The 13,419-nt window shown below is 40.3% G+C and carries 14 protein-coding genes and 2 pseudogenes; 2 read left to right on the plus strand and 14 right to left on the minus strand.

What is annotated here, in order from left to right; all coding sequences use genetic code 11:
• Positions 1 to 362 precede the first annotated feature (362 nt).
• Positions 363 to 539 carry a hypothetical protein gene (locus tag ACPC57_RS05295; protein WP_289649079.1) on the plus strand — a complete coding sequence of 59 codons (177 nt, stop codon included), beginning with the start codon at positions 363 to 365 and terminating at the stop codon, positions 537 to 539.
• A 71-nt stretch (positions 540 to 610) separates the two neighbouring features.
• Here the strand turns inward: ACPC57_RS05295 and ACPC57_RS05300 are convergent, their stop codons facing one another.
• The 9 genes from ACPC57_RS05300 to ACPC57_RS05340 form a co-directional block, all read right to left on the minus strand.
• The gene (locus tag ACPC57_RS05300) at positions 611 to 1,192 is read right to left on the minus strand and encodes a LemA family protein (protein ID WP_277836731.1); all 582 of its coding nucleotides are present in this window, start codon (positions 1,190 to 1,192) and stop codon (positions 611 to 613) included.
• A 70-nt stretch (positions 1,193 to 1,262) separates the two neighbouring features.
• Positions 1,263 to 2,045 carry a TPM domain-containing protein gene (locus tag ACPC57_RS05305; RefSeq protein ID WP_434066456.1) on the minus strand — a complete coding sequence of 261 codons (783 nt, stop codon included), beginning with the start codon at positions 2,043 to 2,045 and terminating at the stop codon, positions 1,263 to 1,265.
• A 67-nt stretch (positions 2,046 to 2,112) separates the two neighbouring features.
• Entirely contained in the window at positions 2,113 to 2,694 is a 582-nt protein-coding gene (locus ACPC57_RS05310; protein ID WP_277836733.1) for a uracil-DNA glycosylase family protein, read from the minus strand.
• Between the two features lie 526 nt (positions 2,695 to 3,220).
• Positions 3,221 to 3,439 (minus strand): GntR family transcriptional regulator, encoded by a 219-nt coding sequence (locus ACPC57_RS05315; protein ID WP_434066457.1) that lies wholly within the window; start codon positions 3,437 to 3,439, stop codon positions 3,221 to 3,223.
• A 409-nt stretch (positions 3,440 to 3,848) separates the two neighbouring features.
• The gene (locus ACPC57_RS05320; RefSeq protein WP_171988588.1) at positions 3,849 to 4,817 is read right to left on the minus strand and encodes a sugar phosphate isomerase/epimerase family protein; all 969 of its coding nucleotides are present in this window, start codon (positions 4,815 to 4,817) and stop codon (positions 3,849 to 3,851) included.
• Positions 4,818 to 4,886: 69 nt separating this feature from the next.
• On the minus strand, positions 4,887 to 5,915 hold the full coding sequence (locus ACPC57_RS05325) for a Gfo/Idh/MocA family protein (RefSeq protein ID WP_434066458.1): 1,029 nt from the start codon (positions 5,913 to 5,915) through the stop codon (positions 4,887 to 4,889).
• Between the two features lies 1 nt (position 5,916).
• Positions 5,917 to 6,654, minus strand: coding sequence for a sugar phosphate isomerase/epimerase family protein (locus tag ACPC57_RS05330; RefSeq protein WP_274505736.1), 738 nt, complete (start codon positions 6,652 to 6,654; stop codon positions 5,917 to 5,919).
• A 4-nt stretch (positions 6,655 to 6,658) separates the two neighbouring features.
• On the minus strand, positions 6,659 to 7,381 hold the full coding sequence (locus tag ACPC57_RS05335; RefSeq protein ID WP_172036668.1) for a ThuA domain-containing protein: 723 nt from the start codon (positions 7,379 to 7,381) through the stop codon (positions 6,659 to 6,661).
• A 53-nt stretch (positions 7,382 to 7,434) separates the two neighbouring features.
• Positions 7,435 to 8,466 carry a Gfo/Idh/MocA family protein gene (locus tag ACPC57_RS05340; RefSeq protein ID WP_434066459.1) on the minus strand — a complete coding sequence of 344 codons (1,032 nt, stop codon included), beginning with the start codon at positions 8,464 to 8,466 and terminating at the stop codon, positions 7,435 to 7,437.
• A gap of 153 nt (positions 8,467 to 8,619) precedes the next feature.
• On the opposite strand from ACPC57_RS05340, the gene ACPC57_RS05345 reads away from it, so the two are divergent.
• On the plus strand, positions 8,620 to 9,384 hold the full coding sequence (locus tag ACPC57_RS05345) for a helix-turn-helix domain-containing protein (protein WP_318150868.1): 765 nt from the start codon (positions 8,620 to 8,622) through the stop codon (positions 9,382 to 9,384).
• A 69-nt stretch (positions 9,385 to 9,453) separates the two neighbouring features.
• Here ACPC57_RS05345 and ACPC57_RS05350 read toward each other — a convergent pair.
• The 5 genes and pseudogenes from ACPC57_RS05350 to ACPC57_RS05370 form a co-directional block, all read right to left on the minus strand.
• A pseudogene (locus ACPC57_RS05350) lies at positions 9,454 to 9,609 on the minus strand (carbohydrate ABC transporter permease); the annotation flags it as partial.
• 381 nt (positions 9,610 to 9,990) lie between these two features.
• Positions 9,991 to 11,391: a dipeptidase PepV gene (gene pepV, locus ACPC57_RS05355; protein WP_434066460.1), complete on the minus strand. Its 1,401-nt coding sequence runs from the start codon at positions 11,389 to 11,391 to the stop codon at positions 9,991 to 9,993.
• A 97-nt stretch (positions 11,392 to 11,488) separates the two neighbouring features.
• Positions 11,489 to 12,253 (minus strand): annotated as a pseudogene (locus tag ACPC57_RS05360) (ABC transporter permease).
• On the minus strand, positions 12,250 to 12,900 hold the full coding sequence (locus ACPC57_RS05365) for an ABC transporter ATP-binding protein (protein WP_434066461.1): 651 nt from the start codon (positions 12,898 to 12,900) through the stop codon (positions 12,250 to 12,252). The pseudogene ACPC57_RS05360 and the gene ACPC57_RS05365 overlap by 4 nt, the downstream one beginning before the upstream one ends.
• Positions 12,890 to 13,318: a cupin domain-containing protein gene (locus tag ACPC57_RS05370; RefSeq protein WP_172007025.1), complete on the minus strand. Its 429-nt coding sequence runs from the start codon at positions 13,316 to 13,318 to the stop codon at positions 12,890 to 12,892. The genes ACPC57_RS05365 and ACPC57_RS05370 overlap by 11 nt, the downstream gene beginning before the upstream one ends.
• Positions 13,319 to 13,419 lie beyond the last annotated feature (101 nt).

Below are 13,419 nucleotides of genomic sequence, written 5' to 3' on the forward strand. Positions count from 1 at the left end.
GTTCGGCTGAATTTCATCAAAATCAGCTTGAATCTATCTGTGTTTTTTATTTACTGGCTAGTTTTTGCCCAGCCTCTTTATATACAAAAAATAAAAAAATACTTGTTGATTGCTGTACATTATATTATGCTAAAAATAGAAAGGAGACACTACGATGAAAAAATTGAAAGAATGTCTCAACTCCTGACCTTTGACACATCAAAACGGACATTTTCATCAATTACATTAGATCATTCTTCACCGAGCGCAATCTATCGACTAAAAGATAAAAATTTGCTTTTTATCGAACACACTGATTACCAATTCAGTCCCATCTCATTTACCATTACAATGCAGAAACTGGGGAACAAGTTTTTCATACATTGAAGGAGTTAAATCCTCGACCCCACTATCTTGAACATTTCCGCCAAATGGACAATCGTCGTCTGATGATGATTCTTTCGGATACTCTTATCATTTATGATTTGCAGACTAAAAAGATAACCAATAAAACGACCTTATCAGAAGATTATGTGAGTGGTGTTTGGGTCAATCCATAACAAAATAGAACTCGGTTTTTTGCCGAGTTCTATTTTGTTATTTCTAATCTAATGAAAACAAGAATCTTATTCTACTCTTCGTCACTCAAATCAACACTTGGCACAGTCGTTGCTGCATCATTTGTTGCTTGGAAGAGTTCAACTTTTTCATATCCGAATAGACGTGCATAGATTGATGTTGGGAAGCGTTTGATTTTTTTATTGTAAGATGTTGCCACTGCGTTATAATCTTTACGGGCAACTAAGATTCGATTCTCGGTACCTTCAAGCTCTGTAATCAAGTCTGAAACCTGTTGATTAGCTGTCAATTGTGGATAGTTTTCTGCCACTACCAATAGTCGAGAAACTGCAGAATCCAACTGACTTTGAGCTTGGTTATATTCACCCGTTCCCTGTTGACTGGAGCCAATTTTAGCACGCGCTTCTGCAATAGCAGTAAATATTTCTTCCTCGTGTTCCATGGCTCCTTTGACAGCTGCGACTACATTAGGTATCAAGTCATAGCGTCGTTGCAACTGTGTGTCTACATTGGCTTGCGCATTTTCAACTTCAGCATAACTGTCCACCAAGCCATTGTATTGCCCGACTGCTCCCAATCCTAAAAATAGCAGAGCTAGGACTGGAATGAGGAGAACCAACCATTTCTTTTTCATATGATTTCCTTTCTAACAATGATTAAACATTCTAAAAAACGAATAGCTATCAGAATCATTACAAGATTCCTTACCAATCGGAAGAGGCACCTCCACCTCCTCCGCCACCACCGGACCAATCACCGCCACCGAAGCCGGACGATGAGGAATTAGACGAGTGATGATTGCGGTAGTGATGCTGATTATCCACCAACATCCAGAGCAAATTGCCTGGTCCACCTCCTCCACGACTGGATTTTTCAATTATCACAAAAATAATAATCACAACGACAATAGTTAAGAAAGCGAAAAAGCCCTCCTCCTCTTCCGATGTTCTCTCTTCTAAGGTGGCTAACTGGCGCTGACCAACGCTGGTACCATAAAACTGATCACCAATGGATTGAACAATATAGGTCACACCGCCATTGTAATCTTCCTGTCGAAAGAATTCTCTTGCATTTTCGAGAATTTCTTTTGCTTCTACATCTGTCAAGACTGTCGCAGCATTATCTGACGTTTCAATCCGAAATTTCCTATCTTCTATTGCAATAACCAGAAGTATCCCATTTTTTGTGCCTGAAAATCCAACTTGCCACTGACGAAATATCTCATTGGCCAAACTTTCGATATCTGTCCACAGCCTATTCGTCATATAGACACCGACCTGTAAACCTTGTTCCGTTGTTGACCAATTGAGATTAAGCTGATCAATTTCAGCAATGGTCTCGCTAGAAAGTAATTGAGTATCATCTACTACTGTTGTATCTATCGGTCGATCGGGAATCTGGTTTGCATTTACTAAGGTAGGTGGAATTAACAACCAAACCGCTAAAATAGTTAGACAAGTGACAATCAGTGTTTTCCATTTTCTCATCAGACACCTCCTTCGATGAACAAAGATAAGAAAAATTTACTATGTATACATATACAATTATATCATGTTAGTTTTGCTTTATCAATATATTTATGTTGTTTTTCAGCAGTGGCAAAATCTCTTCAACAAACCAAGGATGTTTAGCTTGCCATATATTGTTCCTTGGCGATGGGTGAGGTAGGGGAAAATAGGTGGGCAGGTAATCAGCTGCATTCTCCACTCTCTCGGTCAAAGTCCTATGGGATTCTCCTAAATAATAGTCCTGGGCATACTTACCGATCAACAAGGTCAGCTCAATCTGGGGTAGTTGCTTCATAATGAGTGGGTGCCATTTGGGCGCAAAATCCTTGCGAGGCGGCAAATCCCCAGACTTCCCTTTTCCTGGATAATAGAAATCCATAGGAAGAATAGCAAAATGACCAGATGCATAGAAGAATTCCCTATCTACTCCCAACCATTTCCGCAGATTCTCTCCACTAGCATCATCAAATAAGCGACCTTTTTCTTGTGTTTTTAATCCCGGTGCCTGTCCAATAATGAGAATTTTTGCGGTAGATGGTGCTTGGAAAAGCGGCTTTATCCCTTTTTTCGTAAAAGCTTGATTGGTTAAATCCTCCATAATCGCCTGACGAATATCAGCAAGTTCCATGATGTCCTACTTTCTTGACCATTGTTACATCTGCTTCTAGAGCATGAAAACCACATTTTTTATACCTGAATCCGTGATAAGTCATCAGAAAATAGGTTTTCTAAGTGGATTTTTTAACATTTACACCTTATGGTTTATTAATAGGCTATGAGGTACTATATATTGACAGTTATACAAAGTTTTCGATGGTTTTTAAGGCATGCTTAAATATATCTGCGTCTAACTATTTTTAAAAACAGGTGTCATAGTAAGTGCTTTTCCTAATTTATGAACAAATAATCAACATAAAAAGGCTGTATAAACGCGTTTGAAAGTAAGAAACCACGGGCTATTATTACCGAATTTTAAATAGTGTTTACGTGCGTGTCTCACCATCTTCGAAGCAAGTGTAATTAAGTTTTGAATAACTGTTTTTACACGGCGTCGAAAGACTTTTTTCTTCACAGGTGCATCGTTTTTCTTAAGGCTTTCTTGACCAATAAGTCGTAAGAGATTATAGGTGAAACAACCTAAATGTAAGATTAAATCACATGCCCACACCTCTCTTTTTATAAATTATTCCTTCCTCGACTAACTGATTAATACCTTTAGCAGCTGTTGCAGGATTAATCTTGTGATATTTTGCAAATTCATTTGTTGAGGGGACTCGGCCAGTTTCTGAAATAGTGTCGTTCATAATCATATCTTCAATTTGTTCTTTGATCTGTTGAAAAATTGGTTTACTGTTGTCTATAGTTTGCTTCACATTTCATCACCTAACTTATTTGGTTAGTTACTTATGTAATTAACTATATAACCATTAGTTAAAAAAGTCAATGGATTTTTACATATTGAAGCTGGGGCAAAGGCAAATAAGATATTAAAATAACCGAACCATAATTGACTAACGCCAATTATGGCTCGGTTATTTTTTTGCTAGGAAGCCTAAGTTAGCAACTGAAATATGCGAGACTCCTGTGGGAACAACGAAAGTTTCTGTTGGGGCGAGTAATTGCAGTCCCTTGAGCTAAAGATACATTCAGAAAGCGAGTATATTTCAGTAGCGGTGATCTTATTCTTTTTTAGAGAAAAAATATTCACATTTTGAGAAAATGGATTTTTTTATCCCAGTCTCTTTCTCCCTATTATTTTTAGCTCATCTGAGTCTTGATGTATTATGCCCACCACATATCAGCTGGTTGGTCATAAATCAACACAGATTTTAAGTTCTCAACCGCACGCATAAACCCTTCATCAATCGACATAATGGGATCCTCATGTTCAATACTAATGACATGATCATACCCATACGTACGCAGAGCGCTAATAATATCACTCCATACTTTCACTGAGTGACCATAGCCAACAGAACGGAATGTCCAAGCGCGTGATTGCACCTCACTATATGGCTGCATATCCGTTAAACCGTACATATTCACATGTTCCTGGTCAATATACGTATCTTTTGCGTGGAAATGATGAATCGCATTGGCTTTTCCAAGGATCTTAATGGCCGCGACAGGGTCAATCCCTTGCCACCATAAGTGACTTGGGTCAAGGTTGGCTCCAATCGCATTCCCTGTCTGTTCACGTAATTTTAACATCGTATGCGGCGTATGAACTAAGAAGCCCGCATGCAGTTCTAATCCAATCTTAACGTTATTTTCTTCTGCAATCGTGTTTATTTCTTTCCAGTAAGGCACGAGTTTTTCTTCCCATTGCCACTTAAGTACGGTACTGTATTCTTCTGGCCACGGTGTTACGGGCCAGTTTGGATATTTACCATCTTCCGAATCTCCCGGTGTACCAGAGAAGGTATTGACCACTGGAATGTTTAATAGTCCTGCAAGTTTTATCGTTTTGACTAACGTTTCGTGTGAGTCTTTTCTAAAAGCTTCATCTGGTGAGACGGGATTCCCGTGGCAACTAAGGGCACTGATTGTTAAACCACGTGAATTGACCTTTTCTAAAAAGGTTTGTCTTTCTGCTTCGCTATTTAGTAACACATCGAGTTTTAAGTGCGCATCACCTGGATAGCCACCTGTACCAATTTCAACCGCATCTAACCCTGCATTTTTCACATAATCTAACATCTCTTCGAGATTTTTATCCGCAAATAATACGGTAAAGACACCTAATTTCATTCTATTCGCTCCTTTTCATTCACTATTCATAATCATCACACCGATTCTAATCATACACAATCTGATTATTTAGTTTAATTTAATCGTTCGACCTGTTTGACTTGATTCCATCGCCGCAAGAATAATACCTAATGACTTCTTACCTTCCACACCATCGATTAAAGGCTTTGTATTCGTTCTCACCGATTCAACAAAGTGACTTACGACACCCGTAGATGTTTGTTGACCTTCTTCGTTCGTTTGGATTTTTCCAAGTTCATAGTTGACTTTACTGCCATCCGTATACGTGGCAATCAAGCTATAATTTGGATCATCTTCAAGACGTAACACACCTTTTTCCCCGTAAATAACAGTGGCATTACTTTCGTTAACTTTATATGCCCAACTCGCTGTTAATGTGCCAATCACACCTGAAGTACTCTTTAAGAGACACACAGCGTTATCATCGACACTGATATTCTCTTTCGCATTCGTTTCAACCATCGCTGATACTTCAGTAAACTCTTCACCTAAAATATAGCGAATCAGGTCGGCCTTATGGACACCTAAGTCACCCATTGCCCCGATTACCGCATCGTCTTTTCTAAAGAACCATGAGTTTTCACCGTCAACACTCCAGCCTTCTGGTCCACCATGACCAAATGTCGTACGGAAGCTATATACTTTTCCGATTGCTCCTTCTGCGATCAATTCTTTTGCCTTTTGGTGTGAACGTACAAACCGCTGATTATGCGCGATCATTAACGTTTTTCCGCTTTTCTCGCTTGCTTCAATCATCGCTTCTGCTTCAGCTTGTGTTGTTGCCATCGGCTTTTCACATAACACGTGAGCACCACTTTCAAGTGCAGCAATTGAGACCGGCGCATGGAGCGCGTTCGGTAGGCAGACACTCACAAGGTCAACCGTTTTATTTTTTAAAAGTTCCTCATAATCTGTATAGACCGCACCACCATAAAGTTCTTGCATCGCTTCAGCACGTGAAGCGACAATATCGCACAAGGCGACAATTTCTACTGCCTCATTTTGATGATATTCAGGTAAGTGACGATATTTACTAATACTCCCACAACCAATGACTGCTACTTTTAATTTACTCATCTTAAATCACTCCTTCATTTTTTAAAAACGTCATACTTGTTTGAATCGCATCAAACGGATCACCATCGGTTTGGTCTTGTTCCACAATCCAGTAAGCAGGTGTCGCTGTATTTAGAATCGTTGATAAATCTGTACGCCCTGTCCCTAATGGCGCAAAGGTAGCTCGCTCATCTTTCGTCATATCTTTTAAGTGAACAAGTGCAAGTTGGTCTTTATACTTATTGATCCACGTAATCGGATCTTCCCCAGCTTTTTGAATCCAGTACACGTCTAACTCTAGTTTTAAACCGTCAACTGTTCTGAGTAGGTACTCAAGCACATTTTCATCATCACTATAAGGTTCTAATTCAAAATCATGGTGATGATACAGTAAGTCCATTCCATGTGATTGAAGTTCTAGTTGAATCGACTGTAAGACAGACGGTAAATCTTGATAAAATTCATGCGTCCGGTCTTCTGGTAAGATAAATGGACATACCACCCGTGTATTACCTAACAATTTTTGTTCGTTAATTACCTCATCTAACCGGTTAATTAAGTCTGTGAGTGGTACATGACTACCGGCGACGGTTAAATCAAGCGCATCTAGGATAGCTCTAACTTCCTCCACCGTTAAATTGCCATAGCCGGCCAGTTCAACACCTTGAAAGCCGATGGCTTTCACTCGCTCTAATGTTTGTTTCATATCTTGTTGACACGCTTCGCGTAAAGTGAAGAGCTGAATCGCTACTGGTATCATATCTTCATCCCTTCTTTGAAATGGTTTCTAGTGGCCCGCTATTGCCGTAGGTCGGCTGATTTGTTTGGGTTACTTTTAACCAGTTAACCGCATTTTTAATCACCGTTTGAATCTCTTGATTATGATACGTTGGGTACGTTTCATGACCCGGTCTAAAGTAAAAGACTTTCCCGCGTCCGCGTTTATATGTTGCCCCACTTCTAAAGACTTCGCCGCCTTCAAACCAACTGACAAAGACCAATTCATCAGGGGCTGGAATATCAAAATGTTCCCCGTACATTTCTTCCTTTTCAAGCTCAATATAACTCCCTAACCCAGAAACAATCGGGTGAGTCGGATCAATAACCCATAAACGTTCTTTATCATCCGCTTCACGCCACTTCAAATCACAACTGGTTCCCATAAGCTTTTTAAAGATTTTAGAGAAGTGACCTGAGTGAAGGACTAATAAGCCCATACCATCTAATACACGTTGTTGAATCTTTTCTACCCACTCATCTTTTACTTCATCGTGCGCCAGGTGGCCCCACCAAATTAATACATCGGTTTGATTTAATAAATGATCAGATAGACCATGGTTTTCTTCATCCAAGGTCGCCGTTGTCACCTCGTGACCTGCCTCTGTCAAAAAGCTTTTAATTGCCCCATGAATACCTTCCGGGTAAATCTCACTGACTTTTGGATTTTTTTGTTCATGTCTGTTTTCGTTCCACACTAAAATATTCATTCTAATAGCCTCCCTTTATCTCCTCTTGCTTAATATTGTACAAATGATTGTCTTTAGAAATGTACACGTCGTTTTTCTTTTCCTGATTGATAGACAGCATTAATCATTTGTTGGGTTTTAAGTGCTTCTTCAGCTGGGATATCAAGTGCGTCCACTTTACCTTGAAGTACGTCATAATAATTATTGATTTGTTTCACATGACTCACACCCCAATACCCTTTCACTCCTGAGTCATAAGTGAATGTTTCAAGCGGGTTATGATCCGCAATAAAGGTGCGCCCGTCATTTAATGTAACCGTCGCTTTGTCTGCCACCATCTTCGCCAGTCCATTTTCACAGTGTAATTCAATTTCGACTGGGGCATCATACGTATAGTAATTAATCGCATGGAAGGCCGTTACGACACCATTTTTATAAGCAATCACACCTTCGGCTGCATCTTCTACTTCAATGATTTCGTGGGCACGGTTACTGATTGAGGCATCGACATAGTTTAACTCACTATCAACGAACCAGCGCATTAAATCCATTGTATGAATCGCTTGGTCAATAATGACACCGCCGCCTTCTTTATCCCAAGTCCCTTTCCAATCACTGTTTTGATAGTATTCATCTGATCGGTCCCATGTGACTTGTATTTTACCCGACTTCACGGCGCCTAGTTCACCTGAGGTCAACATATTCTTAATTAATTGTGAACCTGGATTGTAGCGGTTTTGGAAAATAACACCTAGTGTCACGCCGTTTTCCTTTGCGCCGTCAATCATCGCTTTGGCATCATCATAGTTAATCGCCATCGGTTTTTCTGTCATCACGTGAATCTGTCGTTTCGTTGCGGCCGCTGTTGCTGGTGCGTGTAAGTAGTGCGGTAAACAAATATGCACAACGTCTAGCTGTTCTGTGTCCATCATCTCTTCGTAATCATAATAAGATTTTGTATCTAATTGCTCTGCTTTTTCATCAGCACGATCTTTCTTTACGTCACAGACAGCGACGAGTTCAGCATCGTCTCTTTCCATAACACTTGCCGCGTGCATCGGAAAAATATTCCCGCAACCAATGATGCCTACTTTTAATGTTTTCATGTGTATTCACTCCTTTTTTATTAAACGTTTTCATTATCTTATTTCACTTACGTTTTATTTGATTAACTTTATCTTACCGTCTCTTTCTCTTTTTTAAAATAGATGATATAATAAATTCCTATCCTATCTTGCTACAGATGGAGGAAGCTTTTAATGAACATTGATCACTGCAATTACTCATCACATACCGATGGTTATCACGACTTACGTCGTAACGGGTTTAATCACTTTTTAATTCGTGTACAAATTGAAGGAAGAGGTAAAGCGACTATTCAAAGTAAAACATATCAATTAGAACAAGGATCGATTATCTTCGTCCCTCCAGGCACACACTATGAACTGACGATTGAACCGAATCAATTAAGCGGGGATTATCATTTACTTGTCACCGGGGATTGGTTAGAGGATTGGTGGGAAAAACTTGATTGTCCCGATTTTGCCGCGCTTTCATCAACCGATACGATTGTGACATTGTGGCGACTATTATCAACAGAAAAGCTCCGTCCCAGTCATGAACAAAACCATGACTTGAACACGCATCTATTGAAAAGCATTATGTTGATGATTGAAGCAGAAATAAATGCCCGTCACTCAATTCAACGCCCCTTCATTGTGACTCGAATGATGCGTTATATTGAAGAACATGCACTCGAGCGACTAACACTTGAAGATGTTGCGAATGAAGTCGATTTAAGTGTCTCCCGTGCGAGTCATTTGTTTAAAGACCATACCGATAAGACGATGATTCAGTACGCTCAGCACATCAAATTAGAGGCGGCTATCAATCAAATGAAATATACCAATATGACCCTCGAACAAATCGCTTTCACGTGCGGCTTCGGTAACTATCCTTATTTTCACCGCCTATTCACCCGAGAGTATCAGATGTCACCGAGTCAGTATCGTAAAATTAATTAAAAAGACATGGAGCGGGTTTTCGCTTACTCCATGTCTTTTGGTTGTTATTTTTTTATTCATCACCACACGTTACTTCACAGCACCATCGGCCACACCTTTAATAATGTGTTTTTGGGCAAAGAAGTAACTGAGAATGGCCGGAATAATCGCAATCGTTAAGCCCGCAAGTGCTAAGTGCCACTGTTTCGTATATTGTCCAAAGAAGAAGAACATACGAAGTGGAAGATGAGTGGAAAGCTCCAGTGGAGGTTTCCAGCCTGTCACTTGACAGTAATAGAGTGACAGAGTGCTATCTGCATCTGCGTCGCCTAATCTGATTTTTATTTTCATTGACTATAAATACAGATAAGAAGAGATGTTTGACCATTTCCATACCTGCAACTGTGAGTTCTGTCAGTTCCATTCTCCCTCCTAAAAAAGATGGGCGAACCCATCTTGATAAGAACCTACATTCACAAGTAAAGTACTTTGATATAAGTGATAGTTTTTCAGCTAATCAAGGCAGTTTTTTGAAGGAATACCGACTGTATTATGAAAAAAACGAACGATGAGTAGCTGAGAAACTAGCCTTAGATAAAAGTGCAGTACTGTAAATATGGGTTCGTACTATTTGATTAATTCATAGATAGCTTCTGCGTAAATGGCAGCTGCACGGTAGAGTTGCTCCACTTCGATAAATTCATTGGCTTGGTGCATGGTATTGACATCGCCTGGGAACATAGCTCCGTAGGCAACACCACGTTTGAGCAAGCGGCCGAATGTTCCACCACCGATTACTTGTTCGTGACCTTTCAAGCCTGTGTGTTTTTCATAAACAGACAAGAGGGTTGCGACCATTGGGTCATCGATCGGGCAATAATGTGGAGTATGACCGTGCTCAGACAGGCTAACAGCTTCCACGCCCAGTTTTTCCAAACCAGCCTTGATGGTTTCTGGGTTGGTATTTTTTGGATAACGGAAGTTGAGAGCAATGGTGTTATCAGATGAGGTTTCATCAAACTTAAAGACACCAGCGTTCATAGAAAGAGCTCCCATTTGCTCATCGTAGATGGCTACGCCGAGTTTTTGTCCATCGTGGTCTTCCAGAAGGACTTGACCAGCCAAATCAAGATAGGCTTTAGCTGCTCCGTCAAAGGCGAATTGGCTGAGGAATTTTGCCAAATAGGTTGCTCCGTTGACACCTTCTTCTGGGGTTGAACCGTGGGCTGATTTTCCGATGACGGTGACTTGAACTTGACCATTTTCAAGAGTTTCCGCGTCAGCATTTAGGCCATAAGCAGCTGTGAATGCTGCCAACTTGCTGTCCAGATCTGCTAGGTCGCCAGAGATAATAGCTGTCGCAGATTCAGGCACCATGTTCTCACGCAAACCACCAGTGAAGGAATGCAGTTTAGCAGCTCCGCTATTTTCCCCCGCAAAATGAAGATAAGCTGTGATATTGCCCTTTTCCCCGTTGATAATCGGAAACTCAGCATCTGGAGAAAATCCGAAATCTGGCAAAGGAAGGCCGACGTGCTCGAAGTAGTAATCCATGTCCGCCCAGCCAGACTCTTCATCGGTACCAACGATGAAACGGACTTTTTTAGAGGTCGGAAGACCCAACTCCTTGATGATTTTCAAGCCGTAGTAACAAGCCATGGTTGGTCCCTTGTCGTCAGAAGATCCGCGGGCAAAGAGCTTACCATCGATGATTTGTGGCTCGTATGGGTCAGTGTTCCAACCGCTTCCTGCTGGCACCACGTCCAAATGACTGAAAATACCAAGGACTTCGTCGCCTTCACCAAACTCAAAGTGACCTGCATAGTTATCGACATTTTTAGTCGGATAGCCGTCACGCTCTGCGATTTCAAGGAACTTGTCCAAGGCACGTACTGGTCCAGGTCCAAATGGATGCTGGGCATCTGCCTGGCTATCGTCACGCTCAGAATTGATGCGTAAGAGGTCAAAGAGGTCCGCTAAAAACTCATCTTTGCGTTTGTCAAACTCTGCTCTAAAATCTACTGTCATATGTTCTCCTTTTCAGTATCAAAGTAAGTCTATTTTATCATATTTTCGCAGACTTCACCGATAAAAAATGACCTTTCACACAGAAAGATCATTTTCCTTATTCAAAATCTAACTGCGTCCTATCTGTAAAATAAGTCTTATAGGCCGCATATGAGGCTATAACAGATGCGAGACTGGTCGCTGATAGCAGCATGAACATGACCATAATCTGATAGCGAATGGCTTAGACAGGGTCTACTCCTGCAAAAATCAGTCCAGACATCATTCCTGGTAAACTGACTAAACCAACAGTTTTGGCTGAGTCAATTGTCGGTTGCATACCAGTCCGAATGGATTCTCGCAAAATTTCCTGTGAAGCCAATTTACTCGTTGCCCCTAGACTTAATTTTTCCAACACCTGTTGGCGGTTATCAGTAAAGGATCGGTACATTGCTCGATAGGATAGACCGATTGCTGTCATTGCATTACTAGCCAGCATCCCTGAAATTGGAATGACTTGAGAAGGTATTAATTGGATGGCACCTGATAACAGTAACAATCCTAAAGTGATACTGGTGGAAGTAAGCAAAGCAAGAAAAGGATAAATCAGCTTTTTGTTCTTGTTTGGATTGCGTTTATTTGCTTGTACACTGGCATTATAAAGAATAATCAACACCATACCCAAACTGAGGAAAACATTCGAAACTTGAAAAATAAATTTCAAAATATAGCCAACAACGAATAGCTGAACAATCGTACGGACAACCGCTACCAAAATATCTTTTGTCAGCCCTAGTTTCTCTTTTTGGCTTATCCCCATCGCAAGTAAAACCAAGCCGAAAATTAAGACTAGGGATAAATTATCTACTGAAACAGAGTTCATGCTTGCATCCTCCCATCTTTCATTCTCAAAATATGCTTAGCCCCATCAATTTCTGATTGGTCATGCGTCACTTCAATTAATGTTTTTCCAGAAATGTGGTAATCAGTAAGTAATTGATTCACAATAGCTTTGGTCTCCGCATCTAACCCTGCACTAACTTCGTCTAATAGCAAAACTTGAGGTTCAAAAAGTAAATTGCGTACAAGAGCGACACGTTGTTTTTCACCACCTGATAATTCTGTAATCCCTTGGGTAAGAAAATCTTCACTTAAATTTACATTTTTTAAGGCTGTAATCGCTTTTGATTTATCAAATTCTAACTGTCTCACTGTGAATGGAAAACGCAGATTGTCTTCGACTGTATTTCCAAAAAGTACAGGTTGTTGAAAGCAATAGGAAACCTCTCTTCGATAGGTGGGCATATCCAGCTTCTCTATTTCTTTTCCTCTAAAAAGAATCTGTCCTTGAGTCGCTGAAGTAAGCCCTGCTAATAATTTTAAGATGCTACTTTTTCCGCTACCCGAAGGCCCAACCAAAGTTAGACGCTCACCTTCGCTAACAGAAAAATAAATATCAGTCAAAATCGACTTACCTTTATCAGATAAGCCGACGGATTTTAGTTCAAAAATCGGTGTATTAGTGACCATGTTCTTCAGCTTCTTCCGCAGCAAGTGCAATAGCTTGTGTTTCATGAACCGTACCATGAGCGTGATGGGCTGGTCCATAGATAGAATAGATTTTGAGGTCTTCTTGGCCAATATTGATGACATTATGGTAGGTACCGTTTGGAATCAAGATAACATCTTCTGGTCCAACTTCTCTATCCAAGGTAATCTTTTCAGCAGATTCTCCCATGATAACTCGGCCATGACCTTGTTCAATGCGGAGGAACTGATCGTTTTCATTGTGCACTTCCGCACCAATATCTTCTCCGACTGGAATGGACATCAAGGTCACTTGAAGCAATTCACCAGTCCAAATTGCTGTTCGATAGTTTGTATTTTCTAGCGTAGCAGTTTCAATATTGGTTACAAATGGATCTTTTCCATAATCTTTCATTGTCATAGTTAACGCCTCCAATTTATAATGATTCTAAAGTTTGTTTAGAATAATTCTAATTATACTCCTATCTATCAATATGTCAAGTATTTTGAAACTATCTAATA

Origin of the sequence: Streptococcus sp. VTCC 12886 (assembly GCF_049893425.1) — a bacterium.
Taxonomy (GTDB): domain Bacteria; phylum Bacillota; class Bacilli; order Lactobacillales; family Streptococcaceae; genus Streptococcus; species Streptococcus suis_AA.

Excerpts from the sequence above, each read along its gene's own strand:
- ACPC57_RS05320 (WP_171988588.1), bottom strand. The coding sequence starts at position 4,817 with ATGAAATTAGGTGTCTTTACCGTATTATTTGCGGATAAAAATCTCGAA.
- ACPC57_RS05365 (WP_434066461.1), bottom strand. The coding sequence starts at position 12,900 with ATGGTCACTAATACACCGATTTTTGAACTAAAATCCGTCGGCTTATCT.
- pepV (WP_434066460.1), bottom strand. The coding sequence starts at position 11,391 with ATGACAGTAGATTTTAGAGCAGAGTTTGACAAACGCAAAGATGAGTTT.
- ACPC57_RS05345 (WP_318150868.1), top strand. The coding sequence starts at position 8,620 with ATGAACATTGATCACTGCAATTACTCATCACATACCGATGGTTATCAC.
- ACPC57_RS05340 (WP_434066459.1), bottom strand. The coding sequence starts at position 8,466 with ATGAAAACATTAAAAGTAGGCATCATTGGTTGCGGGAATATTTTTCCG.
- ACPC57_RS05305 (WP_434066456.1), bottom strand. The coding sequence starts at position 2,045 with ATGAGAAAATGGAAAACACTGATTGTCACTTGTCTAACTATTTTAGCG.
- ACPC57_RS05330 (WP_274505736.1), bottom strand. The coding sequence starts at position 6,654 with ATGATACCAGTAGCGATTCAGCTCTTCACTTTACGCGAAGCGTGTCAA.
- ACPC57_RS05300 (WP_277836731.1), bottom strand. The coding sequence starts at position 1,192 with ATGAAAAAGAAATGGTTGGTTCTCCTCATTCCAGTCCTAGCTCTGCTA.
- ACPC57_RS05310 (WP_277836733.1), bottom strand. The coding sequence starts at position 2,694 with ATGGAACTTGCTGATATTCGTCAGGCGATTATGGAGGATTTAACCAAT.
- ACPC57_RS05325 (WP_434066458.1), bottom strand. The coding sequence starts at position 5,915 with ATGAGTAAATTAAAAGTAGCAGTCATTGGTTGTGGGAGTATTAGTAAA.
- ACPC57_RS05370 (WP_172007025.1), bottom strand. The coding sequence starts at position 13,318 with ATGACAATGAAAGATTATGGAAAAGATCCATTTGTAACCAATATTGAA.
- ACPC57_RS05335 (WP_172036668.1), bottom strand. The coding sequence starts at position 7,381 with ATGAATATTTTAGTGTGGAACGAAAACAGACATGAACAAAAAAATCCA.